We start from the raw sequence: 25443 nt of genomic DNA on the forward strand, positions 1-25443 counted from the left end.
TCAGGCTTTTAGTGAGTTGGAAAGCATACAAAGATTTGAATTTGGAGGATAGATTATGGTACGTACAGAAGATGCATGTGAAATTATAAAATATGCTTTGCAAAACGAAATTAAAGTATATTTAGATGGCGGATGGGGTGTTGATGCACTTCTTAAAAGAGAATCAAGAATACACAATGATATTGATTTGTTTGTTGAACTGAAACATTATCATGATTATATTTATGTGATTAAGCAGCATGGATTTGAGGAAGTAAATACTGATTATACAACGGATGGTCATACTGTCTGGAAAGATGATAAACAAAGAATCATTGATTTACATTGTTTTGAATTTACAGATGACGGAATTGTTTATGAGGGAGATATATTTCCATCAAAAACTTTTTCCGGTATTGGAAAAGTTGGAGATATAACTGTTTCTTGTATTGAACCATTGAGTCAGGTAATGCTTCATTTGGGATATGAACACGATAAAAATGATGTGCATGATGTGATGCTGTTGTGTGAAACATTTCAAATAGCAATACCAGATGAATATAAGGAAAAGTAAAATTTCAGTTTTGTGTTGAATCTCTAAGCAAAATAGCTTATAATTTGACATGCTACATATAGTTATTATCCACAGTTATCGAGTAGGTGTTATCAATGCCGATAACAAAATGATAACATTAGCTCGTATAGGCAGGATAATATGGATATATCAAATAATCAAAAGAACGAGAAACATTACAGAGAATAATTCCTAAACAAAAAGCGTTAGTCTTTGTAGAGATGGAATAAGTTGATGAACCTCTGGAATCCTTGCAAATACTGGGTTTCTTGAATGGAAAATCGGCTGTTGACAACAAATTGACAACATCATAATTACCATGGGTATCTGATTGCTTGATATAGCTTATATCAGATACTACCCGTAAATAAAAATAAGGTCTTTCTGAGCTAATGTGAATTAGCTTAGAAAGGCCTTTTTGCATGCTTAGAATAATTCGATTTACTTATCTTCAGACTGGGGAGCCGGCTGTCCGGAGTTCATCCATACGGTTACTGGGATAGTTAACTTAGTCATTTGAGAAAATAACTTGGTCATTTGGGTGTGGAATGACCAAGTTGAATCTATTTGCTGGTCGTAAAATGGGACAATTGACATAGAGCGATAATCTTAATATTCAATAATTCATCTTTTCGTGATACGATATTAGTATATTTTAGTGTAGAAAACAGTAGGAGGGTCAGCATGGCCGTTTGCTATAACAAGCTGTTTAAGCTGATGATTGATCAGAAGATCAGTAATGCGGAGCTCAGGAAAAGAGCGGGAATCAGTGCGAACATTATATCCAAATTGAAGCATGATCGTTACATTTCATTGGACAGCATAGAAAAAATCTGTGGTGTTATGGGATGTAGCGTTGATCAGATGCTTGAATTTGTACCAGAACAGGATGAAGTAAAGGAGTAATAACAATGGTAGATACTAAGAAAGAACAGGAGAGAGATGAACTTCATCGTGCTATCTGGGCGATTGCGGATGAACTGCGTGGTGCGGTAGACGGCTGGGATTTCAAGAACTATGTACTGGGTACTATGTTCTATCGCTACGTCTCGGAGAATCTCTGTAGCTATGTTAACGAGGGAGAAGCTGCTGCCGGTAATACTGATTTTGATTATGCTCAGATGCCAGATGAGGATGCAGAGGTTGCAAGAGAAGGTCTGGTAGAGGAAAAAGGATTCTTTATTCTGCCGAGTGAGCTTTTCTGTAATGTCTGCAAGAAGGCTCCAAATGATGAGAATCTGAATGAGACCTTGGAAACTGTTTTTCGTCACATTGAAGATTCGGCAAAGGGTAGCCAGAGTGAATCTGATTTCGCCGGACTGTTTGATGACTTTGATGTGAACAGTAATAAGCTCGGTGCGACTGTCGCTAAGCGAAATGATAAACTTGCAAAGCTGTTGAATGGTATTTCTGACATGAATCTTGGCAATGTTCAGGACCATGATATTGATGCATTCGGCGATGCCTATGAATATCTGATGTCCATGTATGCTTCCAATGCAGGTAAATCCGGTGGTGAGTTCTTCACTCCGGCAGATATCTCTGTGTTGTTGACCAGACTTGGCACTGTTGGAAAAACAGAGATCAATAAGGTATATGACCCGGCTTGTGGATCTGGATCCCTTCTGCTGAAAGCCGAAGAAATCCTTGGTAAAGAGGCCATCCGTAATGGATTCTATGGTCAGGAAATCAATATTACGACCTATAACCTTTGCAGAATCAATATGTTTCTGCATGATATCGGGTTCGATAAATTCAATATCGCCTGCGAAGATACGCTGACAGAGCCGCAGCACTGGGATGAAGAACCATTTGAGTTGATTGTCTCCAATCCTCCGTATTCCATTAAATGGGATGGAACTGACAATCCTCTTCTGATCAATGATCCGAGATTTGCTCCAGCCGGTGTACTGGCACCAAAGAGCAAGGCCGACATGGCATTTATCATGCACAGTCTCTCCTGGCTTGCTGTTAACGGAACGGCTGCTATTGTTTGCTTCCCGGGCATCATGTACCGTGGCGGTGCGGAGCAGAAGATCCGTAAGTATCTGGTGGATAACAACTTCGTAGATTGCATCATTCAGCTTCCGAGTAATCTGTTCTTTGGAACCAGTATTGCCACATGCATTATGGTTCTGAAGAAGGGAAAGACGGATAATAAGACACTGTTCATCGATGCTACCAACGAGTGCATCAAGGTTACAAACAATAACAAGCTGACCCCAGAGAATATCGATAAAATTGTTGATACATTCGCAAAGCGTGAAGAAGTTGAGTACTTCTCTCATCTGGCTGCATTCGAAGAGGTTGAAGAGAACGACTATAACCTCTCCGTTTCGACTTATGTGGAAGCTGAGGATACAAGAGAGAAAATCGATATCGTAAAGCTCAATGCGGAAATCGAAGAAATCGTTATGCGTGAAGATGAACTGCGCGAAGCCATTCGTAACATCATCGAAGAAATCGAGGTGGGAGAATGAGCAGACTCAGTAAACTGATCCAGGAGCTCTGCCCGGATGGTGTGGAGTATAAAAGACTTGGTGATATAGCGACAATAAGTAGAGGCGGAAGTTTTCAAAAGAGGGATTATATTGAATCGGGAGTACCATGTATCCATTATGGGCAGATATACACGATTTATAACCTGTATTTAGATAAGACAGTCAGTTTTATATCCGAAGAAAAGGCAGTGAAGCAAAAGAAGGCTACATCCGGTGACATCATCATGGCTGTTACCAGTGAAAATATTGAGGATGTTTGCAAATGTGTTGCTTGGCTCGGTGAAGGCGAAATCGCAGTGAGCGGACATACAGCGATAATTCATCATGAACTAGAACCAAAATACTTATCGTATTATCTTAACTCGAATTTGTTTTATAAGCAGAAGGTAAAACTCGCTCATGGAACCAAGGTCATTGAGGTAACACCGTCAGCACTTGATGCAATTCTGCTTCCAGTACCTCCACTGGAGGTACAGCGTGAAATAGTCCGTATCCTGGACTCTTTCACGTTACTTACAGCAGAGCTTACAGCAGAGCTTACAGCTAGAAAGCAGCAATATGAATTCTATAGAGAGCAAATGATGAACTTTGAGAATGTTAAGTTTCAGAAGTTAGGTGAACTTTTTCCATATATAAGAAATGGATTTGTAGGCACAATTAAACCGTACTTTACTGATGAGGAGCATGGGGTAAGGTATTTAGAGGGTACCAATATTCATGATGGTATCATTTCAGATAATGAAGTGCTGTATGTAACGGAAGAATTTCATCAGAAATATATTCGCAATGAACTTAAAGCTGATGATTTATTAATGGTACAATCTGGGCACATCGGGGAGTGTGCAGTTGTTGGAGAGAAGTATAAGGGATCGAATTGTCATGCATTAATTATTATGAGTAACGGGGGTAAGTGCAATTCACGATTTTATATGCACTACTTTCATACTGCAATTGGATTCAAAAGCTTAAAACTAGCAATCACTGGTGGGACTATAAAACATGTATTAGCCACAAAAGTTAAGGATGTCAAAGTGCCGGTGCCGGATATCGAAGTACAGAATTATATTGTTGATTGCTTGGATAACTTTGATGTGTTGTGTGGAGGAATTAAGACAAGTATCCCGGCTGAAATCGAAGCACGCCAAAAGCAGTACGAATACTACCGAGATAAGTTGCTCACATTCAAAGAAAAAGAGGCATAGACATGAGTACGAAAGGATGTATATATATTCTTACCAATCCATCTTTCCCAGACTATGTAAAGATCGGATATGCTAGTAACATTGAAAGAAGACTTGGTGAACTCAACAGGAGCGAATGCATTCCTTATGCTTTTCGTGTGTATGCGACTTATGATGTTGAGGAAAAGCTAAGCGATAAAAAGGTACATAACCTGATTGATCAGCTGAACCCAAATCTTCGTGCAGTCGAAGAATTCGATGGAAAACCAAGGATCCGTGAGTTCTATGAGATGTCTGCGGAAGAAGCATATGCACTTCTCGAAAACATTGCAGCTATCAGTGGTACATCGAGTAAGCTACATAAATGCGATCCAACAGGACATGAGATCACAGATGAAGAACTAGCCGAGGAAATCAGAACCGAGCGTAAGGAAAGAAAGAGTCCATTCTCTTTTGAAAAGTGCCATCTGAAACCTGGAACGCAGCTTGATTACTACCACCGTGATGATATCAAAGCAGAGGTTTATGATGATCGCTTTATCAAATTTAATGGAACGGTTACTTCACTATCTGCATCTGCACAGATGATAGAGAATGTCGAACATCCGGTTCAGGGGACTATCTATTGGTATTATCAGGGAAAGTCCTTGAAGGATTACAGAGAAGAACTTGAAAAACTAGGCGAATATAAATAGTCGTTATTTCTGAAAGGAGTTATTGTGCCATATTTCAATATTGTTGCCCAGACAAATGAAAATACGGTTGTAACAGAATACGAACCAGTCAAGGTCAGATCTGACAGCTATCAGAGTGAAGCAGATTTGGAGAAAGACTTTATCCGCATTCTGTGTGAACAGGGTTATGAATACCTGCCGATTCATAAGGAAGAAGAGCTTATCGCGAACCTTCGTCAGAAGATGGAGCTGTTGAATAACTACCAGTTCTCTGACGATGAGTGGAGTCGGTTTTTTAGTGAGGCTGTAGCAAACCCTAACGAGCATATCGTTGAGAAGACGAGAAAAATCCAGGAAGATTTTGTTCAAGTCCTGAAGCGTGGTGACGGATCATCCAAGAACATCAAGCTGATCGACAAACACAACATCCATAACAACAGTCTTCAGGTAATCAATCAGTATGCCATCGGAACAGAAGCCGGAGCCAAGTATGATAACCGGTATGATGTTACTGTGCTTGTAAATGGACTGCCAATGGTACATCTGGAGCTGAAAAGACGTGGTGTGCCTATTAGAGAAGCATTCAATCAGATCGAGCGTTATCAGCGGGATTCCTTCTGGGCAGGATCCGGCCTATATGAATACGTTCAGATATTCGTCATCTCCAATGGAACAAATACAAAATACTATTCCAATAGTACGCGCTTCAATGCAATCAAGGATGCAAAGAGTGGGACGAAGAAAAAAGAGAAGACAAGCAATAGCTTTGAGTTTACGTCCTACTGGGCCGATGCAAATAACCGTGTGATTCCGGATCTGGTAGACTTCAGCAAAACCTTCTTTGCTAAGCACTCGATCCTGAATATATTGACCAAGTACTGTATTTTCACTTCTGAAGATATGCTCATGGTAATGAGACCTTATCAGATTACTGCCACAGAGCGAATTCTGAACCACATCGAGATCGCCAATAACTATAAGAAGTATGGCAGCGTCGAAGGTGGCGGTTATATTTGGCATACAACGGGATCAGGAAAGACTCTGACTTCCTTTAAGACCGCAAGACTAGCAAGCTATTTGCCATATGTCGATAAGGTTTTGTTCGTTGTAGACCGTAAGGATCTGGACTACCAGACAATGAAAGAATACGACCGCTTCGAGAAGGGAGCAGCGAATAGCAATACCTCCACGGCAGTCCTCAAGAGACAGCTGGAGGATCCGAATGCTCGCATCATCATTACTACGATTCAGAAACTGTCGACTTTCATCAAGAAGAATCCGAAACATCCGGTATACCTGGATCATGTGGTTATCATCTTCGATGAGTGCCATCGAAGCCAGTTCGGAGATATGCATACTGCGATTGTAAAGAACTTTAAGAAATATCATCTATTTGGTTTTACCGGAACTCCGATCTTTGCTGCGAACGCAGGAGCATCCAAGACTCAGTTCTTTACCACAGAGCAGACCTTTGGAGACCAGCTCCATGCTTATACTATCGTTGATGCGATTAACGATAAAAATGTACTTCCTTTCCGGGTAGACTATATTAAGACCATGGATACTGATCCGGATATCGATGATGAGAAGGTATGGGATATCGATCGTGAGAAGGCATTTATGGCTCCGGCTCGTATTCAGCTTGTAACAAAGTACATCTTGGAGCACTTTGATCAGAAGACTTACCGTGGGGATAAGACTTATGTCTTCAATACACTGACTAATATAGCTGATGTTGCATCAGCAGATCGCGGTAAGGTTGATGAGGTGAAGCAGAAGCAGCGTATCAGTGGCTTCAACTCAGTATTTGCAGTTGCTTCTGTACCTATGGCAAAGCTCTACTATGAAGAGTTCAAGAAACAGATGGCAGCTGATCCAACTAAGAATTTGCGGGTAGCAACCATATTCAGCTTTGCCCCGAATGAGGAAGTGGACGAAGCAAATGGCCTGATGGGAGAGGAAAACTCCGAAGACACCAGTGCACTGGACAAGCCGTCCAGAGATTTCCTGGATGAAGCAATCCGGGATTACAATAAGATGTTCCACACTAACTATGATACATCCAGCGACAAGTTCCAGAACTACTATAAGGATGTGTCACTTCGAATGAAAAATAAGGAGCTGGACCTGCTGATTGTGGTCAATATGTTCCTGACCGGATTTGATGCTACAACGCTGAATACGTTGTGGGTTGATAAGAATCTGAAGATGCACGGACTGATTCAGGCCTTCTCCAGAACGAATCGAATCCTGAATTCTATCAAGACCTTCGGTAATATCGTATGCTTCCGTAATCTCCAGAAGAGAGTTGATGACGCGATTTCTCTGTTCGGAGATAAAGATGCAGGGGGCATCGTTCTGCTAAAGACCTTTGAAGATTACTACAAGGGCTATGAGGATGCGGATGACGTTCATCATCCTGGCTATGTAGAGATGGTGGATGAGTTGCTGAAGAAGTTTCCTTTGTCTGAGCCACAGATTACTGGTGAGCAGAATCAGAAGGATTTCATTTCGCTGTTCGGTGCTATTCTGCGGATGCGAAACCTGCTTTTATCCTTTGATGAGTTCGCAGGAATGGAGATGATTTCGGAACGTGATATGCAGGACTATCTGGGACGTTACCAGGATCTGCGAGACGAGTGGAAGAAACGCCGTGAAGAAATGAAGGGCGAGCTTGCGGATATCACGGATGATGTAATATTCGAAGTGGAGTTGATCAAGCAGATCGAGATAAATATTGATTACATCCTGATTCTGGTCAAGAAGTATCACGACAGTCATTGTACTGATAAAGAAGTTCTGATTACGATTCAGAAGGCTATCGATGCCAGTCCGGAACTGCGCAGTAAGAAGCAGCTGATTGAGACCTTTATTGCTGGTATCAACGATGCTGAAGATGTCCTGGTTGAATGGCGTGGATATGTAGCAGAAGAGCGCGAGAAAGAACTCGAGACGATCATTCGAGAAGAGAAGCTCAAGGAACATGAAACCAGGAAGTTCATTGAGAATGCTTTCCGGGATGGAGAAATCAAGACTACCGGAACAGATATCGATAAAATCATGCCACCGGTATCCAGATTCGGTGGCGGCAGAGACAAGAAGAAGGAGAATGTCATTGGCAAGCTGAAGGGATTCTTCGAGAAGTTCTTCGGTGTTGGCGGAGTCGAGTTCAAGGCCGATAAGATGGTAGATTATCCACTGCCGGAAGAAGGAGAAACGCTGATGATGGTGGCGGAGAAATCGGAGATTTAACTTGCTTTTCGGGTAGTAGTAAAATATTACTGACGGAAGAAATGTTGGAATTGCAAGGGCTTGCAGGCGATGATTTAACTTGCTGGTAAGTTGCTTTTGCAGGTTGTCGAAGGCGTTAAGTTATAAATACTGGATAATGCAGTAGAGGAGAGCTTTATGAAGGACATAAATATAGGTGAATTACTGAAGTTCGGTGAGCACTTATCTCTTGAGTGTAAAAAAGCTGAAAAGGGACTTCCCAAATCAGTTTGGGAGACTTACTCGTCCTTCGCGAATACAAGTGGAGGAACTATACTGTTCGGTATTAAAGAGAACATGTCGGAAGAAGATTTTAATAAGCGTTTTACGGTTGGTGACATCGAGAATCCTGAGCGGATCATCAGCGACTTTTGGAATACTATTAATAGCGAAAAGGTCAATGTGAACCTTTTGGTTGATGATGATGTATATCAAGTTGAATATGAGGGGAAGACAATTATTGTAATTGATGTTCCTCAGGCTAGTTATAAAAGTAAACCAGTATATATAAATGGGAATCCTCTTAAAGGCTCGTACAAGAGAAATCATGAAGGTGATTATCACTGTACTGAGGAAGAAGTTAAAGCTATGTTGCGTGACAGTAATGATTCCGGAAACGATGGTGGCCTTGTCGATGGATATACAATGGAAGATGTTGATAAGGATACATTGAATGCATATCGAATCGAATACTCTCGTAATAACCCAGATCATATCTGGAATAATATTGATGACAAGAGTTTCCTACGCAATATCGGCGGATACACAGTGGAGCGTGAAACCGGAAAAGAGGGACTCACTACTGCTGGACTGCTTATGTTCGGTAAAGGCTTATCCATTCGTGAGAGGTTTGATAACATTCGCATGGATTACATTGATGAGACGAACCTTTCAGAGGGGGCACGATGGAGCGATCGACTCACATATGATGGTATGTGGGAGAATAACCTGTACAACTTCATGAAGCGAGTAATGCCAAAACTTATTAGTGATTTGAAACGTCCATTTAGACTGGAAGGAATGGCACGCACCGATGATACTTCGATCCATAAAGCAATGCGAGAAGCTGTAGTGAATCTTATCATTCATGCGGATTATATGATAAATGGTGTGCTTAAGGTTGTTAAGAAAGAGGATGGGTTCTTGTTTTCCAATCCTGGGAATTTGAAGCTTCCTATTCACGATATCTATGAAGGTGGTAATTCCGTTGCTCGAAATCCAAGAATACAGACAATGTTCCGCATGATTGGTGCAGGTGATAATATTGGGTCAGGATTCCCTACTATCTTATCTGCATGGGGGAATGAGAATTGGAGAAAGCCGGATTTGAGTGAGAACACAGAACTTCATCTTGTCGAATTGAAGTTATGGATGATTTCAATGATGCCTGCAGAGTGTACAACGTATTTACAGAATTTGATCGGAACAGATTATGATACTTTGTCTGCTCCAGAGCAGGTAGTATTAGCAACCGCCTATTTGGAAAAGGAAGTGAGCAACAATAGGTTGCAGTCACTATTAGACCTTAACCCTATTGAGATTGGAAAATTATTAGCTCAACTGACACAGAATGGATACCTGATTATGAACTCTCGAGGGAGATGGAGTACTTATTATATCAACAGTGATTATGTTAAAAATCAATCACAAATTGATATTTCGTCGATAATTGGTGAATCAGTTGAACTAAATGCAACAGATCAACAGATTTTTGATTTTGCAAAGATTAATGGAATGATCACAACGCAGCAAGTGGTTGATATTACACCATCTATCGGCACGACATCGGGAGCCTCAGTTGCGTTGAATCGACTCATTAAAAAAGGATTAATGCAAAAGGAACGTCAAGGAAGACACATTTTCTATACATTGGTAGGGAAATAGATTAATAAGAGTTGATGTATTAGTTGATGTATTGGACTTTGAGTTGATGTATTAGTTGATGTATTGAATCAGGGAGCAAGATATGGGTGCGATGACAGAAGAGAGGACTATGACTTTGCTGGATTCCTTATACAATCAAGTTGTTAACGGAATTCCTAAAGTGAGTAAGCCGGTTAGTGAATTGGCATACGACTATACCAAGCGTTATTCGAATACCAATATTGCGATAAAGAAAATGCTTAGGAATCAGGTTACGAAATGTACAGTGACCGGAGTAATGACCGGCCTGGGTGGAGCCATTACACTTCCTGTTGCAGTTTCAGCAGACATTGGATCAGTTCTGTATGTTCAGCTGCGGATGGTAGCGGCAACTGCATATATGTCGGGCTATGAACTTGATAGCGATCAGACGAAGACATTTATTTATGCTTGCCTGGCAGGAGTATCTATTGACAAAACCCTTGCCGATGCAGGGATAAAGTTCTCAATGAAATTTGCAGAAGCGATGATTAAGAAAGTTCCGGGAGAAGTACTGACAAAAATTAACCGTGCTGTGGGATTTCGTTTTGTAACTAAGTTCGGCCAGACGGGCATAGTAAATCTAGGCAAGCTGGTCCCAGGTGTCGGTGGCGCAATCGGTGGAGGCTTTAATCTCGCGGAAACAAAGCTGATTGCAAATAGGGCGTATAAGTCATTCTATGAAGCGGATATTATGGCATTCGGAGATTACGAAGTTGAAGCTGAACCATTAGAGGATGATGGCATTCTGCAAGGGGTGAAGGATGATTTAACCGATGAGTTCTTCGATTACGAATTTCAAGATGAGGAATGATTGGAACTGTAGAATAGCTTGCTATTATCTATAGAAAACAAGCGACAAGCAATTAAACAAGCGATATTTTGATTTGGCTTTCGGTATAAACTATTGGAATATCAACGAGGAACAACTGTACTAGTGTAGAATGATATTGTTATCGCTTGCAAAGAATACAAGCGATAAGCAATAAAATGATTAGAAGTGCTGATGGAGGAAATGAAAATGTGGTTGCGTGTAGCCATAAGTAAGGACTCGGTTCATTATAATGACCATAGTGGCTACTCCTATATCGATGGTCAGAGTAGTGAAGAATACTATTTTGATAAAAAGGTTGCAAATGCACTTGAAAACGATGGATTCCTCATAGAAATGTGGGATGAACTGGAGATTCCTTTGGAATGGGGGGACTACGAATTTCTTCCCCCAGATAAATGTATGCGCTTAAAAACCTGGCTGGAAACACATTTGCAAAAGGAAGTAGATCCAATAATCAGCGCTGTTTATAAAGTGATGTTTGACTACGTTGGGAAAGCTATTCTATATGATACTGGGATTTCTTTTGACTTTTAAGAAATTTCAACCCAGAAGAATTTGAGGGTGTTCTGCCTTCGATTGAAGATGTCGAGTCCGGAGATAGCTAAGTCGTCTGTTTTGAGTGGAGATGTTGGAGGAGATTGTCCGTACAGATAATAAGCAGAGGTATTCATTTAATGAAGATAAGACATTGATTCGTGCCAATCAGGGACATTCTATCCCAGTGGATGTGGAACTTCCTGAGATGCTGTCGCCGGTGGTTCTTTATCATGGAACTGGTGTCAAATACAAGGATTCCATTGACCAGCAGGGACTGATACCGAAGTCTCGGCTCTATGTGCATCTGTCACAGGACTATGATACCGCGGTAAAAGTCGGACAGAGGCATGGAAAGCCGTTTGTTTATAAGGTAGATGCAGCCAGGATGTCGGCGGATGGCTACAAGTTCTTTTTATCGGTCAATGGTGTCTGGCTGACGAAGAAGGTTCCAGCGGATTATCTTTCAAGTTCATTATAAGATCAAGAGTCATTGTGTAGAGATGCTTAGGATAGATGATTTAATGGAGTAAGCCATTTTGACATGATATAATACTGACAACACAGTGACAACATTAGCTCGGATAGACACCGGGGAACATGGTAATTGAAGTCAATAAAAGTCAAAATTGATTAAAGATCCTATACAAAACTGTTTAGTATTTGGAAAAGAGCAGCGAGATGGAATAACGAAATATAAAGAAATAAATCCCGAAAACACTTTGATATGCTACCCCTAAGTAGGACATTGAAAAATGAAACCTACTTGGGGGTATTGTTATGTCCAGGAAAAGTAAGATAGACCCGACTTTTCATTTGGGGGTATGTAATTTTTTCTGTAAATAAAGGTCTTCCGTGAGAAGTGTATAGTGGGCTGGTCAGTTCCTTCTGACCAGCTCTTGAACATTGTTTAACAGAATGATCTTTCCATGTCAAGACATGCCCTTGTCAAGGAGGGCATGTCTTGAACATATGATCTTGTGATCTCTGCTATTCAGGCAGGCGCTCCGGGTACATAACTGACAATTCGCCTCGCACTTTTCCCCAGTTACGAATTGGCATTGTCCACTTACGTGTGGCTTCGAATGTTGCGAGATACAGCGACTTCAGTAGCGCCTGAGACCCTGGAAATACGCTCCTCTGACGGTTCAGCCGCCGCAACGTTGAATTCAGTGATTCTATGACGTTGGTCGTATAGAAGGCTGTTCTGACATCCCTGGAAAACTTGAAAATCGGGGATATGGCGTCCCAGTTGTCGCTCCAGCGTTTCATAGCATATGGATACTGCGGACTCCATTTATCTGTAACGTGATCAAGTTGTGCCAGTGCTGACTTTTCATCAGGAGCTGTATATATAGTCTTAAGATCCTTTGCAAAGGCCTTCATGTCTTTATTTGCCACATATTTCAGCGTATTTCTGACCATATGTACGATGCAACGCTTATGCTCTGTTTTCGGAAATGCGGCCGAAATAGCATCCTTTATTCCGGTCAACCCATCTGAACAAAGGATCAATATGTCCTGAACACCTCTGTTCTTCAACGAATTCAGAACAGACAGCCAATATTTGCTGCTTTCGTTTTCTCCGACATCTATCGACAGGACATCTTTTTTTCCATCTGCGTCGATACCGAGGACAACATACGCTGCACGCTTCTGTACAACACCGTCTTCTCTTACAGAAAAATGAATTGCATCAATGAATACGATCGGGTATACCGCTTCCAGCGGACGGTTCTGCCAGTCTTCGATCTGCGGCAGGATCTTATCTGTTACGTCTGAAATGAAACTTTCTGAAGTCTCAAAGCCATATATGTCCTCGATCGTTTCAGATATCTGCTTTGTGGTCATTCCCTTTGCGTACATCGATATGATCTTCCGGTCTATATCCGAAATATCCTTCTGACGCTTTTTTACGACCTTAGGTTCAAAAGAGGAATTGCGGTCCTGTGGAACGTCGATTGACATACTGCCGTAGCTTGAATTGACTCGTTTATTCTTATATCCGTTTCGATAATTGCGTTCAAAGTCATCCGAATTCGCCCGCTCAGATTTTTCATAGCCGATATGTTCATCCATCTCGGCTTCCATCATTTCCTTGATCGTGCCGCCGAGCAGATCCTTGAGAGCATCCTGTATATCTTGAGCGCTCTCTATATCGTACTCTTCAAGCAGCCCGCGGATGATCTCACGTTTTCCTTCAGTCATTTCGACATGATGCACTGGTTTCTTTGGTTTTCTGGTCATAGTAAAAGGCCCTCCATGAATTAATGATTGCTGTCACGAAAGGCCTTGTCAAACATTTTTACAGACTTTTTTCTATTGTCCCTTTCATTTACCTGTTCAACTTGATGTTACAATCGGCGCGATATATTTCTGAGTCTTCTGATAAAACAGTTTCTTCTACATTTTCCGATGCATAACTGGCAGCCAGCGAATCATGATTTGCATATGCTGTCTTAGTATCACCTGAACAGGCGCTGACAAAAAGCATCATGAACACACTAAACGTCATCAAGATCAATTTCGTTTTCATCGCAAACCCATTCTATTTTAATGCCTTTCCAAACTCATAGGCTTCACTTAATTCCTCGGATTTACTTGAAGCCTCTCCCATATCGCCTATGCCTCCACAGAATAAGGAACCGGAGAATTCTGCCTTTTCAAAACAATCAACCCATCCCTTGAGTCCGCTTTCAGCCTTTTGGGGCACAAACTCTTCATCCTCAGCCGCAACAGAGAGCATATATACATTCCTGAACTTATAGTCTGAAGGATACAGAGGATTGAGCCTGTCCAAAAGAGTCTTCATCTGGCCGCTCATCTCGTAGTAATAAATTGGAGTTGCAAATACCAACGTGTCTGAGTTCTTTACTTTTTCTGCAATCTCAACAGCATCATCATTAGTGACACACCTCTGAGTATTCTGACAGGCAAGACAGCCTATACAAAAACCGATATTTTTCCCTTTCAGGCTTATATGTTCCACATCATGACCTGAAGCTTTTGCTCCCTCTATAAGCTTTTTCGTAAGTATATCGGAATTACTCTTTGCTCGAAGACTTGTAGAAATCACTAACACTTTACTCATATCATCCCATCCTTTATTTCTTTTCTATTGGCACGACATTTTCTATCTTCTTAATCAGTTTTGCGGGAACGCCTCCCACAATTGTGTTTTACTCAACATCCTTTGTCACAACAGCTCCGGCTGCAATTACAGCACCATCACCAATTGTCACACCATCCTGGAAGCTGCATCCGGAATTGATGAATACATTTTTTCCGATGTGAATGTTTCTTCCAAAATCCGTATGGAACATTCATGCATCTCTTCTGTCATATCTTCTACTCTGTCCGAATTAAGATATTCCAGTATTTCTTCAACCGTTATCATTACTTTAAATTCTCCTTAAAGAAGCGCTCCAGTTTTGCTTATGTGTGATAAAGAAGCAATAGAAGTGCAAAAAATTTTGCCGTTCCTATCCGACACTTGGCCATTGTGTCGGATAGGTCGGGCGGTTATTCGGGCAAGTCAATCTTGCCGACAAAGCTGTAATAAATCTCAATGTCCTGCCTGCGGGTGCCGTTCTCATCATAGCTGCACTCATGCACCACAATTTTCTCGATCATTTCCCGCAAGAGAGTGGGGGTCAGTTCTTCAAAGGCAAGGTGCTTGCGGACAATGCCCATAAATTTCTCGGCGTTGACGGTAGCTGCCTGTGACTTGTCCAGTTCGGCTTGCAGGGCGGCGGCTCTCTTTTTCAGCTCCGCTTGCTCGGCTTCGTAGTCAGCCGACAGTTCCATGAAACGCTCATCGCTGATTTTGCCGTTTACATTGTCCTCATACAGCCGCTTGATAATGCGGCTGATTTCAGAAATGCGTTCCTGCGCCTGTTCAAGCTGCTTGATGGCTGCGGCGGTCTTTCGCTTGCCGCCGATCTCGTTCTGCTGGACAAGTAGTTTCACAAACCGGCTCTCATGCTTGGCTGCGTATTCGGTCACTTGCCGGAGATTTGCCAGGACACCAGCGGTCAACAGATCGGTGCGGATAAAGTGCGCCGTACAGTTGCGGGTGCGCTTCTTGTAGCTGCCGCAGATGTAGCAGTCCTGTTTGCGGTCTTTGTTCTGATACCGCTGCTGATACAGCACATGGCCGCAGTCGGCGCAGAACAAAATCCCGGAGAACAGCCCCACTTCATCGTAGCGGTTCGGGCGTTTGCGCTGTTTGCGTAACTCCTGCACCCGTTCCCATGTTTCCTTGTCGATGATCGGCTCATGGTGGTTCTCGAAAATGGCCTGCTTCTCGACGGGGTTCTCTATGCTGTGCTTGACCTTATAAGAAGGCTTTTCCGTTTTGAAGTTCACCAGACATCCGGTGTACTCTCGGTTTTCGAGGTTGTGCGTTCTCCTCCCAGATTTTTTTACTTTCCTCTGTTCCCATGTTCTCTCCCACTCCCCAAATTTGCTTTTTTGCTTCCATTAAATCTTCCTTACTATATTCCATTGTTACCCTCCATAACTTCTGATTGTTGCCGTCTTGACGATTATGTATCTTTACATTACCTTCTGAAACATATGGCGCACCTTGTCCAGGCGGCTGTTTGGACGGCGGGGCTGGATGACCGGCTGACCGACAGCGGCCTGATACCCTTTCAGTTCTGTAAGGCATACGCTCTGCCCGTTGGTGTAAAAGGCCAGATCAGTACGGTATGCCTGTATACAGCGGGCGGGAATCTCGCCAGTAAAGACAACTTCATCCTTTTTTACCTGGACCGTTTCGATGGTGGCACAGTATTTCGGTGCATCATGATAAGCCCTGGAAAGATATTCCCGGGGCGCATAGAGGGTGAAGGAGAGATAAGGTTCCAGCAGTTGCGTCCCTGATTCCTTCAATGCCTGTTCCAATACAATCGGGGCCAATGAGCGGAAGTCCGCCGGCGTGCTGACCGGACTGTAATAAAGCCCGTATTCAAAGCAAATCTTACAGTCCGTTACGTTCCAGCCGAACAAGCCCTGCTCCAGCCCGTAACGGATACCATCCCTGACAGCGTTTTGAAAACTCTGGTTCAAGTATCCCAGCGAAACCCGGCTCTCGTATTGTACACCGGAGCCAAGCGGGAGTGGTGTAACAGACAGTCCGATGGATGCCCAAAACGGGTTGGGCGGCACCTCGATATGGATGGTGTGGCTGGCTGCTTTGAGCGGCCGCTCCATATAAATGACGGTGGGTTCCTTTACCACTGTTTCAAGCTTGTATTTTTCCGACAGCAAAGCGGAAACAACCTCCAACTGCACCCGGCCCAAAAAAGAAAGAATGATCTCATGGGTGATGGAATCCACCTCGCAGCGCAAAAGCGGGTCAGTATCCGCAAGTTGCGTAAGAGCGTCCAGCAGCCGTTCTCTTTGCGCTGCCGTTTTCGGCGCAATCGACGTCCGCAGCATGGGGAGGGGGTCCTCACGCCACCTTTTACGAGGGAGCCGGGTTGGGTCCCCTAATACATCGTTTAACCTCACGCTGTCGCTGGGAAGGATAACAATTTCACCCGGATAAGCGGTGTCTGTCCGAACAATTTCCCCTTTGGATGGAATACGCATCTCTGTGATTTTCAGCTTTTCTCTCCCGGCCAGGGCCACCGTATCCCGCAGGCGCAGCGTTCCGCTGTATAGCCGTAGATAGACACGCCGCTGGCCGCAATCTGTATACTCCACCTTGAAAACGCTGCCGCATAGGGCGGCGCTCCCCTGTTCCCCAATCGGTTGGAACAGCCCTGTCACCGCATCCATCAACGGTTGAATGCCAAGGCCCTTTTTGGCGCTGCCATAATAGACCGGGAACAGGGAGGCGTCTTGAACCCGCCGCTGTTCCTCCCGCACAAGTTTTTCCCGGCTGATTGGTTCTCCTGCGATATACTTTTCCAATAATTTATCGTTATTTTCGATGACCGCATCCCATGCTTCTATGTCGGTATTTTCCTCCAGGACTATTTCCGGGGACAGCGACACCGTCTGCTTGATGATAATATCGGCGGAGAGCTTATCCCGAACAGACTGAACCACGCTCTGCAAATCAACGCCAGCCTGGTCGATCTTGTTGATAAAGATAACGGTGGGAATGTTCATTTTCCGCAGGGCATGGAACAGAATACGGGTCTGGGCCTGCACGCCATCTTTAGCGGAGATCACCAAGATGGCCCCATCTAAAACAGCCAAAGAGCGGTACACCTCCGCCAAAAAATCCATGTGGCCGGGCGTATCCACAATGTTGACTTTACATCTGTGCCACTGGAAGGAAGTGACTGCCGCTTGAATGGTAATCCCACGCTGCCGCTCCAAAAACATGGTGTCCGTCCTCGTTGTCCCTTTTTCGACGCTCCCCGGTTCTGAAATGGCTCCGCTGGCATATAGCAGGCTCTCCGTCAAGGTCGTCTTTCCAGCGTCTACATGGGCAAGAATTCCAATATTGATTATTTTCATGTGATTGTCCTCCCTTTACTGCCCCGAAGGGCATAAAAATCCCCAGCAGTAAAATACTTTTACCACTGGGGATGATAATTTGCGGACATACACATATACAGCATACACCTGTTTGTGAGTGCTGTTTTTGGGGATATGTCAAAATTGATAAGGCAAAAGTATTCTTAAATTGGGTACAAAAAACTAAGCCCCTACAAAAGGGACTATCATAATCCTTTGTTCCCACTATTTGATTATAGTTTTATTTAAGAATACCTTGCCGCATATTTTTTACTCCTTTTCTGGAATTGAATTATTATATCACATCAGTTTTAGGAAAACAAGTATCTAAAAGAAATTTTTCTTCCCCTTATATGTAACAATCATACCGGCTTCCTAACGTTCAGAATGGTTTCTACTGTCTGCTGCGGTGTTTGGTTGGAATTGTCCAGCCAAAAGCCGATCCGTGGTGTTGTCTGCATTTTACTAAATACAAATTCAATGTATACAGAAAGAAATATATAAGGAGTGGGAGGGATTCCGCCGTAGTCGGCATTGTAGGAAAATCCAAAAGTTTAGATTTTCTCAAAATGCTTATCTTTTGGTCTTTGGTTCGGAATAGTGTAGTGCTGGCGGTCTATCTCTTGTTTTCGGTTGCTTGCTTCCTTACCGTACATGAGCATTGTCATAAGGAATATAATCCTTATCTCCGCCATCATATAGATCTGTATGCACCGCATCAGGGATTATCATAAGTTCTTTATTATCAGCATACTTGCTGTCTTTGATCATATCTGCATAAGCATCCTTTGAGAAATAACATGAGTGTGCCTTTTCTCCATGGACAAGTAATACTGCACTTCTGATCTCATTGCTGTACTTTAGGATTGGCTGATTAACGAAAGACTCACAACCGATCACATTCCAGCCTCCGTTGGAATTAAGGCTTCTCTTGTGATAACCTCTGTCGGTCTTGTAGTAGTCATAGTAATCTTTCACAAAGAAAGGGGCATCCTCAGGAAGTGGATCTACAACTCCGCCGCCAAGCTTATACTCACCTGCCTTAAGGTCTTCAAGTCTCTGAGCGCACATGGCAGCCTTCTTCTGATACCTTGCTTCCTCGCTGTCCTCGGAGTCAAAATATCCATTGGCATTTACTCTTGTCATGTCATACATTGTCATTGCAGCTGTAGCTTTGATCCTTGTATCAAGAGCTGCTGTGTTTACAGCCATTCCTCCCCATCCACAGATACCGATGATTCCAATCCTGTCAGGATCTACTTTTTCATTAAGTGAAAGGAAATCAACTGCAGCCATGAAATCTTCTGTGTTGATATCAGGAGATGCCATATATCTTACGTTCCCACCGGACTCTCCTGTAAATGATGGGTCAAATGCTATTGTTAAGAATCCTCTCTCTGCCATTGTCTGAGCATAAAGACCTGAGCACTGCTCCTTAACTGCACCGAATGGCCCGCATACAGCAATTGCAGGGAGCTTACCATCTGCATTCTTTGGAACATACATATCTGCCGCAAGGGTGATTCCATATCTGTTTACAAATGTAACTTTGCCGTGGTCTACCTTATCACTTTTCTTAAATGTCTTATCCCACTCAGTAACAAGGTTTAATTCTTCTTTTCTGATCATTTTGTCATCCTCCTGAATCATTTTTCTTTCTGTATCTGTCTTATCAAAAAATCCATGTTATCTACTTTTTCCTGGCTCTCATGAAGCTCATCCATAAGGTGACAACGGCATTTCCTAAGATCTCGTAAAAGCGTATCGGTATCACCTTCTTCATACATTTTCTTCATGAAGTATATTTGTTTATCGTCACAGCCCATATCTGAAAGGTTTTCAAGAATCTTTACCGTATCCATCTTATTTCTCCTTCCAGTTTTTATATTAAAACCTTGACCTGATTTTCGCTAATGAATAAAATGAATATCATGATATTCGTTTTTTGAATAACACTTAAATAGTCAGCTTTATGGAGAATTCCATGGAAATAAAAAATCTCAGATATTTCCTTGCAGTTGCCAGGGAAGAAAACATGTCAAAGGCTGCTGAGCAGCTCCATGTATCGCAACCCACTCTTTCAAAGACATTAAAAGCGTTAGAGGAAGAACTTGGGAAGAAACTGTTTATCAGGCACAGCTTCAGTATTTCACTGACTGATGAAGGGGTGCTCCTGCGTGACCGCGCACAGGATCTTGTGGCTATGTCAGATAAGATTGAACAGGAATTTAGCTCCCTGGATGATATAACAGGTGGGGATATATATTTTGGACTGGCAGAAAGCTATCAGATCAGATACCTTGCCAGAGAGATTTATAAATTAAAGGAAAAATACCCAAACTTCACTTATCATATAACCAGCGGAGATACTGAACAGGTTACTGAAAAGCTTGATAAAGGCATTTTAGACTTTGCTGTACTATGTGAAACACCTGACAGCAATAAATATGAATATGTTAAGTTTCCAGAAGCCGATGTATGGGGAGCAATCATATCTTCATCTCATCCCCTTGCAAAGAAAAAATACATCCATGTCTCTGACCTGATAGGACAGCCTCTGTTTGTCTCTGAGCAAAGCTGGAACAATGAAATCAAAACATGGGCTAAAGAAAGGTTTCCTAAGCTAAAACTTGAAGGCTCCTTCAGGCTGTCTTATAACGGCTCTGTATTTGCAAGAGAAAACCTTGGAATACTTCTTACATTTAAGGATCTGATAAATACCGAAGGAACTGACATGGTATTCAGACCACTTTCACCTGAACTGAAGTCAGAACTATATCTCATATGGAATAAATATCAGGCCTTTACTCCTATTGCAGAAAAGTTTCTGGAGCAGATAAAAAAGGCTTTCAAGTAATTTTCAAGAAGGTCACAGCATAATCATAATAAAGTATGACCTTCTACAGTATAGGGTTTGCTTGACTTCCCCGCATTTTAATATTAATACTCATACAACATCGGTCTATAAATCGACCGATGTTCTTTTTATAAACTAACATATGGTTGCTTTTTCGCGGCAACATATGAAAGAAATGTTGCTTGAAACTATAGTGTAAAAGGGTTAGAATGAGTTAGATATAACTAACCTAATTAAAAAAGCTAATACATTGACGTGGAAGATAGTGAAAAGAGTTTCAGGAAATAATTGCTGCGGAGGAGGACGAAGTGTTTCTCTGCTTCTTGAAACTTTTCCGGAAAGTCATGTGACAGGTGTTGATTATTCTATACTGTCCGTGGATAAAGCGAAGTCGTATAACCGGGATAAAATTAATGAAGGACGCTGTACGGTTTTCCAGGGAGATGTTTCTTCTCTTGACCTGCCGCATGAAACTTTTAATCTTGCTACGGCTTTTGAAACAATCTATTTCTGGCCCGGCCTGGACCGGTGCTTTAAACAGGTAGCAGACATACTGAGACCAGGAGGGTATTTTATGATTTGTAACGAATCTGAAGGGACGGACGCCTCATCCCTTAAATATGAAAAGATCATTGAAGGTATGAAGATTTATACTGCGCCGGAGATTGAGGCGGCCCTCAAGACTGCAGGATTTTCAGATGTCAAGACTTACCATCACAGTTCAAAGCCGTGGATCTGCGTTCTTTCGAGAAAATAGGCGTGCAGACAGAAATTTTAGTACTTCCTGAGTGCGTACTTTCTAAATGCTCAGTTGGAAAAGTCACCAAAATAGGCAATAATTGGGTTGGAAAAGTCCTTAATTGGCCCAGCGTTTGGGATGTAAAAGTCCATTTGAGACAAAGACCGGAGAGACCCTACTCAGCGTAGATAGCACAGCCCCTGATGATGTGCTATGATTTTTTTCCAGAAGAGAGCTTGTGTTTTTCCTGGAAAAAAGAAATTGACTTAAGGCGGAGGTTGTTCCGATGAACAGATTGAAAATATTAAAAGAAAATGGTCATATGATTCCGGTTATCCTGGAGGTGCCGGAGGAGGCGGATTCTGTAGTGATCATGGTCCATGGATTTACCAGCAGCAAGGAATGTCCTACCGGACAGCTCCTGATTCGGAGAATGCCGGAGGCGGGAATCGGAGTGGTGCTCTATGATCAGCCGGGACACGGAGAGGAAGAAGCAAAGGAAGATCCTTTCAGAATAGAGAACTGCATGGACAGTCTTGCTACCGTGGAGAAATATATACAGATGAACTGGCCGGAGAAGGAGATATTCTACTTTGCTTCCAGTTACGGTGCATATCTGACCGGGCTGTACCTTGAGAGGAGAAAGCATGCCGGCACTCATCTTCTGATGAGAAGTGGTGCGGTGATCATGCCGTGGCTTTTCCTGGGGGCACCTGGATCGGAGCCTGATTCCGAAGCATTGGAGGAACTTAATAAAAAAGGATATCTCATGTTGGGACTTACTGGGACAAGGCAGGTAAAGGTGCCGAAAGGGATGTTCGAAGATATGATGCTTCCTGAGAATGACCTTTACAGAAATTTCGGAGAATCAGATCGCGGGAATACCAGGGTTGCCATGGTACACGGGGAAAAAGACCAGGTGGTTCCTGTTAAGTTTGCAAGAGACTTCGCAGAGAAATATGGCCTGCCGATCACAGTCTTCGAAGGACAGGGTCATTCCCTCAGTGATGACCCGGCTTGCCCCGATAAAGTAGCTGACTTGGCAATAGATTTTTTCAAATGATATTTCAGGCCTTTAGAGTGATACCAGGTAACTGGTATCGCTTTTTTTGTACATCTAACACTATGTAGGTTAGTCATAGCTTCCAAATGAGATTGTGCATTACAACAAGTGCAAATATCATATTTGTTTACAAACACAAATAAATTGAAAATAAATTATTTCACACAATAAAAATTGTTGGCCAATACTATTGACCAGCAATTTTTATTGTGGTAGCATACATATTATATTAAGGTCAACCGGTTTTTAACACAATAAACTCTCACCGGAGAGCAGCCATTGTTGACGCAAGAGAGCGAAAGGTATGATGAAAGAGAAGATAGACATTCAGCGCCTTAAGGGATGGATTGACGAAATCGATACATTCAATCAGACGCCGGGAGAAGGAACGACAAGACCTGTGTATTCCAAAGAGGACATGGAGGCAAGGGCCTATGTCCGGAAGGAAATGGAAAAAATCGGATTAGAAGTGTCCCAGGACTGTGCCGGGAACATCTACGGTGTACTTCCGGGAAGAGACCGTAACCTGGCTCCGGTGTGGACAGGATCTCACATCGACACAGTGCCTAATGGCGGAAAGTTCGACGGACTGGCAGGAGTTTTTTCCGGAATGGAAGCACTGCGGGTAATCCGTGAAAGTGGGAAAAGGCCTCTCAGGGATCTTTCGGTAAACGTATATTCCGGGGAGGAAATGAGCCGCTACGGAGCCTGCTGCATAGGCAGCCGCTCAATTGTGGGACGTCTTCGCAAATCAGATCTCCAGAGCCATGTGGGACCAGATGGAATCAGTCTTTTTCGGGCAATGGAACAAGCGGGACTTCATGTGGAAAACTTTGAGAAGGAATTCCCGAGAAAAGAACCGGTCTATGCCAGCCTGGAGCTACATATTGAACAAAATGGAAAGCTGGAAGCGGCTGGAATTCCCGTGGGAATAGTTACAGGAATCTGTGCTCCAACGAACCTGGAGTATGAGGTTACAGGAGTGCAGTCCCACGCCGGAGGAACCAGTATGAAGGACCGGCGGGATGCATATATGGCTGCAGCGGAGATTTCTCTGTTGGCGGAGCGGCTTGCCAGGGAGTCTGACAGTCCGTATATCACAGCAACAGTCGGGGATATGAGAATAGAACCGGGAGCAGCCAATGTGATACCAGGCAAAGCTGTTTTTCCGCTGGATATACGTTCAATCAGGATGGAAGACAAAGATAAGATGCTTGATGGACTCCGGACCGGAATTAAGGAAATTGCATTGGAGCGTGGCGTATCTGTTAGTGAGAGCATGATGAATCACGACAAGCCGGTAATGTGCGACCCGCACCTCAGGGAAATCATCAGAGCAGCGGCGGACCAGATGAAGATTCCGGCAATGGACATTGTCAGCGGACCATACCACGATAGCCTGATGCTTGGAGATATTACCAGAGTTGGAATGATTTTCGTACCGAGCCGTGATGGAATAAGCCACAACCGGGCGGAATGGACAGATATCAGAGACATCGGGGCAGGAACAGCGGTGCTGGCAGATGCCCTCTGGACTCTTGGAAATGAAGAGAGGGTGGAATAAATGCACCCATCAAATAAAGGGAATACAGAGACAATCCACACTACTGAATTTGAAAGAAAGGAATTGAAAAATGGCTAAGAAAATCGGAATCATCGGCGGCGGGATTGCAGGAACTGCACTGGGTTATAACCTGAGCTTGTATGGAGATGAAGCAGAAATCCATGTCTTTGAGAAAGACAGAATCGGCTGCGGAACCACAGCAAAATCTGCAGGCACAGTTTGTCTGTTCGACGATTCACTGAAGAACCGCTACTGGGATGTCCGCCTTTACGGCTTCGAGACCTATCGCAAGATGGAAGCGGAAAAACCAGGATCTGCCGGTTTTGATCAGACTGGTACGCTGGTATGTGCCACAAATGAGGAAGTGGAGAAGACAATCAAAGCCGGAATTGCTCTGGCCAGGTCTGCAGGATATACCGGGGAATACATTACCGATAAGGATCGTATAAGGGAAATCCTTCCCCTGATCGATGCCGATTCAATTCTGGGCGCAGGATACACAAAAGATGACGGATATTTTGACGGAACCATGATTTCCAACACCTTTGCCGAGAAAATGGAAGCAAACGGCGGAATCATTCACCGCGGCCAGGAAGTGACAAAAATCAATGTCGTAAACGGGAAAGCGACCTCAGTGGATACAAAAGATGGAAACCATTACGATTTTGATGTCATCGTAGACTGTACCGGACCGTGGAGCCGCCACACTGGCAACCTGGCTGGGCTGGATGTGCCAATCTGGCACACTAAGGCAGAAGCATTTTTCCTGGTACCTCCAGGAAAGAAACTGGACTTCGTCTTCCCTGTCCTGAAATTCCCTGCATTCTATGCTCTGCGGGCGGGAAACAACGTGTTCATCTGCAAATCCCACCTGTCCATGAATCTTGACGATCCGATGCATGCAGGACAGTGGGATCCGGACAAACTGCCGCAGACCGGCGGAACTGACGACTACTTCATTGACTTCCTGCTGGATCAGATGGAAGCCAACGTGCCGGGGCTGGCAGACAGCGGACTTGCTTCATCATGGCTGTCATACAGAGCGGAACCAAGAGATTTCCTGCCGATTCTGGGTGATACGACTATAGAGAATTACGTCCTTTGCACCGGTTTCGGCGGCAACGGAGTAATTGAAGCACCGGCAGCAACCCGTGATCTGGCAAAATACATAATGAGAGGTGAAAGCACTGCCATTCTGGAGGAGTGGGCTGCAATGCGCCTTCTGAAGTAGTCTGAGCAATAGCAATATGGAAATGCCGGATCTCCCGGCAAATCAGAGCAAAAACTGAAACT

The 25443-nt window shown here is 43.3% G+C and carries 23 protein-coding genes and 1 pseudogene; 15 read left to right on the top strand and 9 right to left on the bottom strand.

All coding sequences use genetic code 11. The features are described 5' to 3' along the window. Positions 1 to 55: 55 nt before the first annotated feature. From FYJ66_RS08565 to FYJ66_RS08610, 10 genes are all read left to right on the top strand, one after another. Positions 56 to 553, top strand: coding sequence for a nucleotidyltransferase domain-containing protein (locus FYJ66_RS08565; RefSeq protein WP_009247521.1), 498 nt, complete (start codon positions 56 to 58; stop codon positions 551 to 553). Between the two features lie 684 nt (positions 554 to 1237). Further along, positions 1238 to 1459: a helix-turn-helix domain-containing protein gene (locus FYJ66_RS08570; RefSeq protein ID WP_154573091.1), complete on the top strand. Its 222-nt coding sequence runs from the start codon at positions 1238 to 1240 to the stop codon at positions 1457 to 1459. 5 nt (positions 1460 to 1464) lie between these two features. After that, positions 1465 to 3033 carry a type I restriction-modification system subunit M gene (locus tag FYJ66_RS08575; RefSeq protein WP_154573092.1) on the top strand — a complete coding sequence of 523 codons (1569 nt, stop codon included), beginning with the start codon at positions 1465 to 1467 and terminating at the stop codon, positions 3031 to 3033. Then, positions 3030 to 4256, top strand: coding sequence for a restriction endonuclease subunit S (locus tag FYJ66_RS09205; protein WP_206157041.1), 1227 nt, complete (start codon positions 3030 to 3032; stop codon positions 4254 to 4256). The genes FYJ66_RS08575 and FYJ66_RS09205 overlap by 4 nt, the downstream gene beginning before the upstream one ends. A gap of 2 nt (positions 4257 to 4258) precedes the next feature. After that, complete coding sequence (locus FYJ66_RS08585; protein WP_154573093.1) at positions 4259 to 4930, top strand: GIY-YIG nuclease family protein; 672 nt, start codon at positions 4259 to 4261, stop codon at positions 4928 to 4930. Positions 4931 to 4954: 24 nt separating this feature from the next. Further along, complete coding sequence (locus FYJ66_RS08590; RefSeq protein ID WP_338071203.1) at positions 4955 to 8161, top strand: type I restriction endonuclease subunit R; 3207 nt, start codon at positions 4955 to 4957, stop codon at positions 8159 to 8161. Between the two features lie 156 nt (positions 8162 to 8317). Continuing rightward, on the top strand, positions 8318 to 10063 hold the full coding sequence (locus FYJ66_RS08595) for an RNA-binding domain-containing protein (protein ID WP_154573095.1): 1746 nt from the start codon (positions 8318 to 8320) through the stop codon (positions 10061 to 10063). 109 nt (positions 10064 to 10172) lie between these two features. Continuing rightward, complete coding sequence (locus tag FYJ66_RS08600; protein ID WP_235897399.1) at positions 10173 to 10895, top strand: EcsC family protein; 723 nt, start codon at positions 10173 to 10175, stop codon at positions 10893 to 10895. 192 nt (positions 10896 to 11087) lie between these two features. Further along, positions 11088 to 11450, top strand: a complete 363-nt coding sequence (locus tag FYJ66_RS08605) for a hypothetical protein (protein ID WP_154573097.1) — start codon at positions 11088 to 11090, stop codon at positions 11448 to 11450. Between the two features lie 91 nt (positions 11451 to 11541). Further along, positions 11542 to 11931: an RNA 2'-phosphotransferase gene (locus tag FYJ66_RS08610; protein ID WP_154573098.1), complete on the top strand. Its 390-nt coding sequence runs from the start codon at positions 11542 to 11544 to the stop codon at positions 11929 to 11931. 509 nt (positions 11932 to 12440) lie between these two features. On the opposite strand, the gene FYJ66_RS08615 is transcribed toward FYJ66_RS08610, so the two are convergent. The 9 genes and pseudogenes from FYJ66_RS08615 to FYJ66_RS08655 form a co-directional block, all read right to left on the bottom strand. After that, complete coding sequence (locus tag FYJ66_RS08615) at positions 12441 to 13658, bottom strand: IS256 family transposase (protein ID WP_417281406.1); 1218 nt, start codon at positions 13656 to 13658, stop codon at positions 12441 to 12443. Positions 13659 to 13998: 340 nt separating this feature from the next. Next, on the bottom strand, positions 13999 to 14541 hold the full coding sequence (locus FYJ66_RS08620; RefSeq protein ID WP_154573100.1) for a flavodoxin family protein: 543 nt from the start codon (positions 14539 to 14541) through the stop codon (positions 13999 to 14001). Between the two features lie 88 nt (positions 14542 to 14629). After that, positions 14630 to 14773 carry a DapH/DapD/GlmU-related protein gene (locus FYJ66_RS08625; RefSeq protein WP_154573101.1) on the bottom strand — a complete coding sequence of 48 codons (144 nt, stop codon included), beginning with the start codon at positions 14771 to 14773 and terminating at the stop codon, positions 14630 to 14632. A 199-nt stretch (positions 14774 to 14972) separates the two neighbouring features. After that, positions 14973 to 15257 carry a DUF4368 domain-containing protein gene (locus tag FYJ66_RS09530; RefSeq protein WP_022050196.1) on the bottom strand — a complete coding sequence of 95 codons (285 nt, stop codon included), beginning with the start codon at positions 15255 to 15257 and terminating at the stop codon, positions 14973 to 14975. Positions 15258 to 15470: 213 nt separating this feature from the next. Further along, positions 15471 to 15833, bottom strand: a pseudogene (locus FYJ66_RS09535) (recombinase family protein); the annotation flags it as partial. Beyond that, the gene (locus tag FYJ66_RS09540; RefSeq protein WP_465250566.1) at positions 15787 to 15957 is read right to left on the bottom strand and encodes a hypothetical protein; all 171 of its coding nucleotides are present in this window, start codon (positions 15955 to 15957) and stop codon (positions 15787 to 15789) included. The pseudogene FYJ66_RS09535 and the gene FYJ66_RS09540, both read right to left, overlap by 47 nt. Positions 15958 to 16007: 50 nt before the next feature. After that, complete coding sequence (gene tet(W) / locus FYJ66_RS08640) at positions 16008 to 17927, bottom strand: tetracycline resistance ribosomal protection protein Tet(W) (protein ID WP_033523205.1); 1920 nt, start codon at positions 17925 to 17927, stop codon at positions 16008 to 16010. 645 nt (positions 17928 to 18572) lie between these two features. Continuing rightward, positions 18573 to 19556, bottom strand: a complete 984-nt coding sequence (locus FYJ66_RS08650; RefSeq protein ID WP_154573102.1) for an alpha/beta hydrolase — start codon at positions 19554 to 19556, stop codon at positions 18573 to 18575. Between the two features lie 17 nt (positions 19557 to 19573). Continuing rightward, on the bottom strand, positions 19574 to 19789 hold the full coding sequence (locus FYJ66_RS08655) for a hypothetical protein (protein ID WP_154573103.1): 216 nt from the start codon (positions 19787 to 19789) through the stop codon (positions 19574 to 19576). 122 nt (positions 19790 to 19911) lie between these two features. Between FYJ66_RS08655 and FYJ66_RS08660 the strand changes: the two genes are divergently transcribed. The 5 genes from FYJ66_RS08660 (at position 19912) to FYJ66_RS08680 (ending at position 25381) form a co-directional block, all read left to right on the top strand. Further along, entirely contained in the window at positions 19912 to 20784 is an 873-nt protein-coding gene (locus FYJ66_RS08660) for a LysR family transcriptional regulator (RefSeq protein ID WP_154573104.1), read from the top strand. Positions 20785 to 21049: 265 nt separating this feature from the next. Continuing rightward, on the top strand, positions 21050 to 21541 hold the full coding sequence (locus FYJ66_RS08665) for a class I SAM-dependent DNA methyltransferase (RefSeq protein ID WP_338071204.1): 492 nt from the start codon (positions 21050 to 21052) through the stop codon (positions 21539 to 21541). A 268-nt stretch (positions 21542 to 21809) separates the two neighbouring features. After that, positions 21810 to 22586: an alpha/beta hydrolase gene (locus tag FYJ66_RS08670; protein WP_154573106.1), complete on the top strand. Its 777-nt coding sequence runs from the start codon at positions 21810 to 21812 to the stop codon at positions 22584 to 22586. A 304-nt stretch (positions 22587 to 22890) separates the two neighbouring features. Beyond that, positions 22891 to 24150, top strand: coding sequence for a M20 family metallo-hydrolase (locus FYJ66_RS08675; RefSeq protein ID WP_154573107.1), 1260 nt, complete (start codon positions 22891 to 22893; stop codon positions 24148 to 24150). 70 nt (positions 24151 to 24220) lie between these two features. Beyond that, entirely contained in the window at positions 24221 to 25381 is a 1161-nt protein-coding gene (locus FYJ66_RS08680) for an NAD(P)/FAD-dependent oxidoreductase (protein ID WP_154573108.1), read from the top strand. Positions 25382 to 25443 lie beyond the last annotated feature (62 nt).

It is taken from the genome of Allobaileyella intestinalis (genome assembly GCF_009695865.1).
GTDB classification, from domain to species: Bacteria; Bacillota; Clostridia; order Peptostreptococcales; family Anaerovoracaceae; genus Allobaileyella; species Allobaileyella intestinalis.

Coding starts and splice junctions, on each gene's coding strand:
- FYJ66_RS08675 (WP_154573107.1), top strand. CDS start 22,891: ATGATGAAAGAGAAGATAGACATTCAGCGCCTTAAGGGATGGATTGAC.
- FYJ66_RS08565 (WP_009247521.1), top strand. CDS start 56: ATGGTACGTACAGAAGATGCATGTGAAATTATAAAATATGCTTTGCAA.
- FYJ66_RS08605 (WP_154573097.1), top strand. CDS start 11,088: ATGGAGGAAATGAAAATGTGGTTGCGTGTAGCCATAAGTAAGGACTCG.
- FYJ66_RS09205 (WP_206157041.1), top strand. CDS start 3,030: ATGAGCAGACTCAGTAAACTGATCCAGGAGCTCTGCCCGGATGGTGTG.
- FYJ66_RS09540 (WP_465250566.1), bottom strand. CDS start 15,957: ATGGAATATAGTAAGGAAGATTTAATGGAAGCAAAAAAGCAAATTTGG.
- FYJ66_RS08625 (WP_154573101.1), bottom strand. CDS start 14,773: ATGTTCCATACGGATTTTGGAAGAAACATTCACATCGGAAAAAATGTA.
- FYJ66_RS08600 (WP_235897399.1), top strand. CDS start 10,173: ATGACTTTGCTGGATTCCTTATACAATCAAGTTGTTAACGGAATTCCT.
- FYJ66_RS08655 (WP_154573103.1), bottom strand. CDS start 19,789: ATGGATACGGTAAAGATTCTTGAAAACCTTTCAGATATGGGCTGTGAC.
- FYJ66_RS08680 (WP_154573108.1), top strand. CDS start 24,221: ATGGCTAAGAAAATCGGAATCATCGGCGGCGGGATTGCAGGAACTGCA.
- FYJ66_RS08650 (WP_154573102.1), bottom strand. CDS start 19,556: ATGATCAGAAAAGAAGAATTAAACCTTGTTACTGAGTGGGATAAGACA.
- FYJ66_RS08660 (WP_154573104.1), top strand. CDS start 19,912: ATGGAAATAAAAAATCTCAGATATTTCCTTGCAGTTGCCAGGGAAGAA.
- FYJ66_RS08585 (WP_154573093.1), top strand. CDS start 4,259: ATGAGTACGAAAGGATGTATATATATTCTTACCAATCCATCTTTCCCA.
- FYJ66_RS09530 (WP_022050196.1), bottom strand. CDS start 15,257: ATGGAACTGTCGGCTGACTACGAAGCCGAGCAAGCGGAGCTGAAAAAG.
- FYJ66_RS08575 (WP_154573092.1), top strand. CDS start 1,465: ATGGTAGATACTAAGAAAGAACAGGAGAGAGATGAACTTCATCGTGCT.
- FYJ66_RS08610 (WP_154573098.1), top strand. CDS start 11,542: ATGTTGGAGGAGATTGTCCGTACAGATAATAAGCAGAGGTATTCATTT.
- FYJ66_RS08670 (WP_154573106.1), top strand. CDS start 21,810: ATGAACAGATTGAAAATATTAAAAGAAAATGGTCATATGATTCCGGTT.
- FYJ66_RS08595 (WP_154573095.1), top strand. CDS start 8,318: ATGAAGGACATAAATATAGGTGAATTACTGAAGTTCGGTGAGCACTTA.
- FYJ66_RS08615 (WP_417281406.1), bottom strand. CDS start 13,658: ATGACTGAAGGAAAACGTGAGATCATCCGCGGGCTGCTTGAAGAGTAC.
- FYJ66_RS08620 (WP_154573100.1), bottom strand. CDS start 14,541: ATGAGTAAAGTGTTAGTGATTTCTACAAGTCTTCGAGCAAAGAGTAAT.
- FYJ66_RS08570 (WP_154573091.1), top strand. CDS start 1,238: ATGGCCGTTTGCTATAACAAGCTGTTTAAGCTGATGATTGATCAGAAG.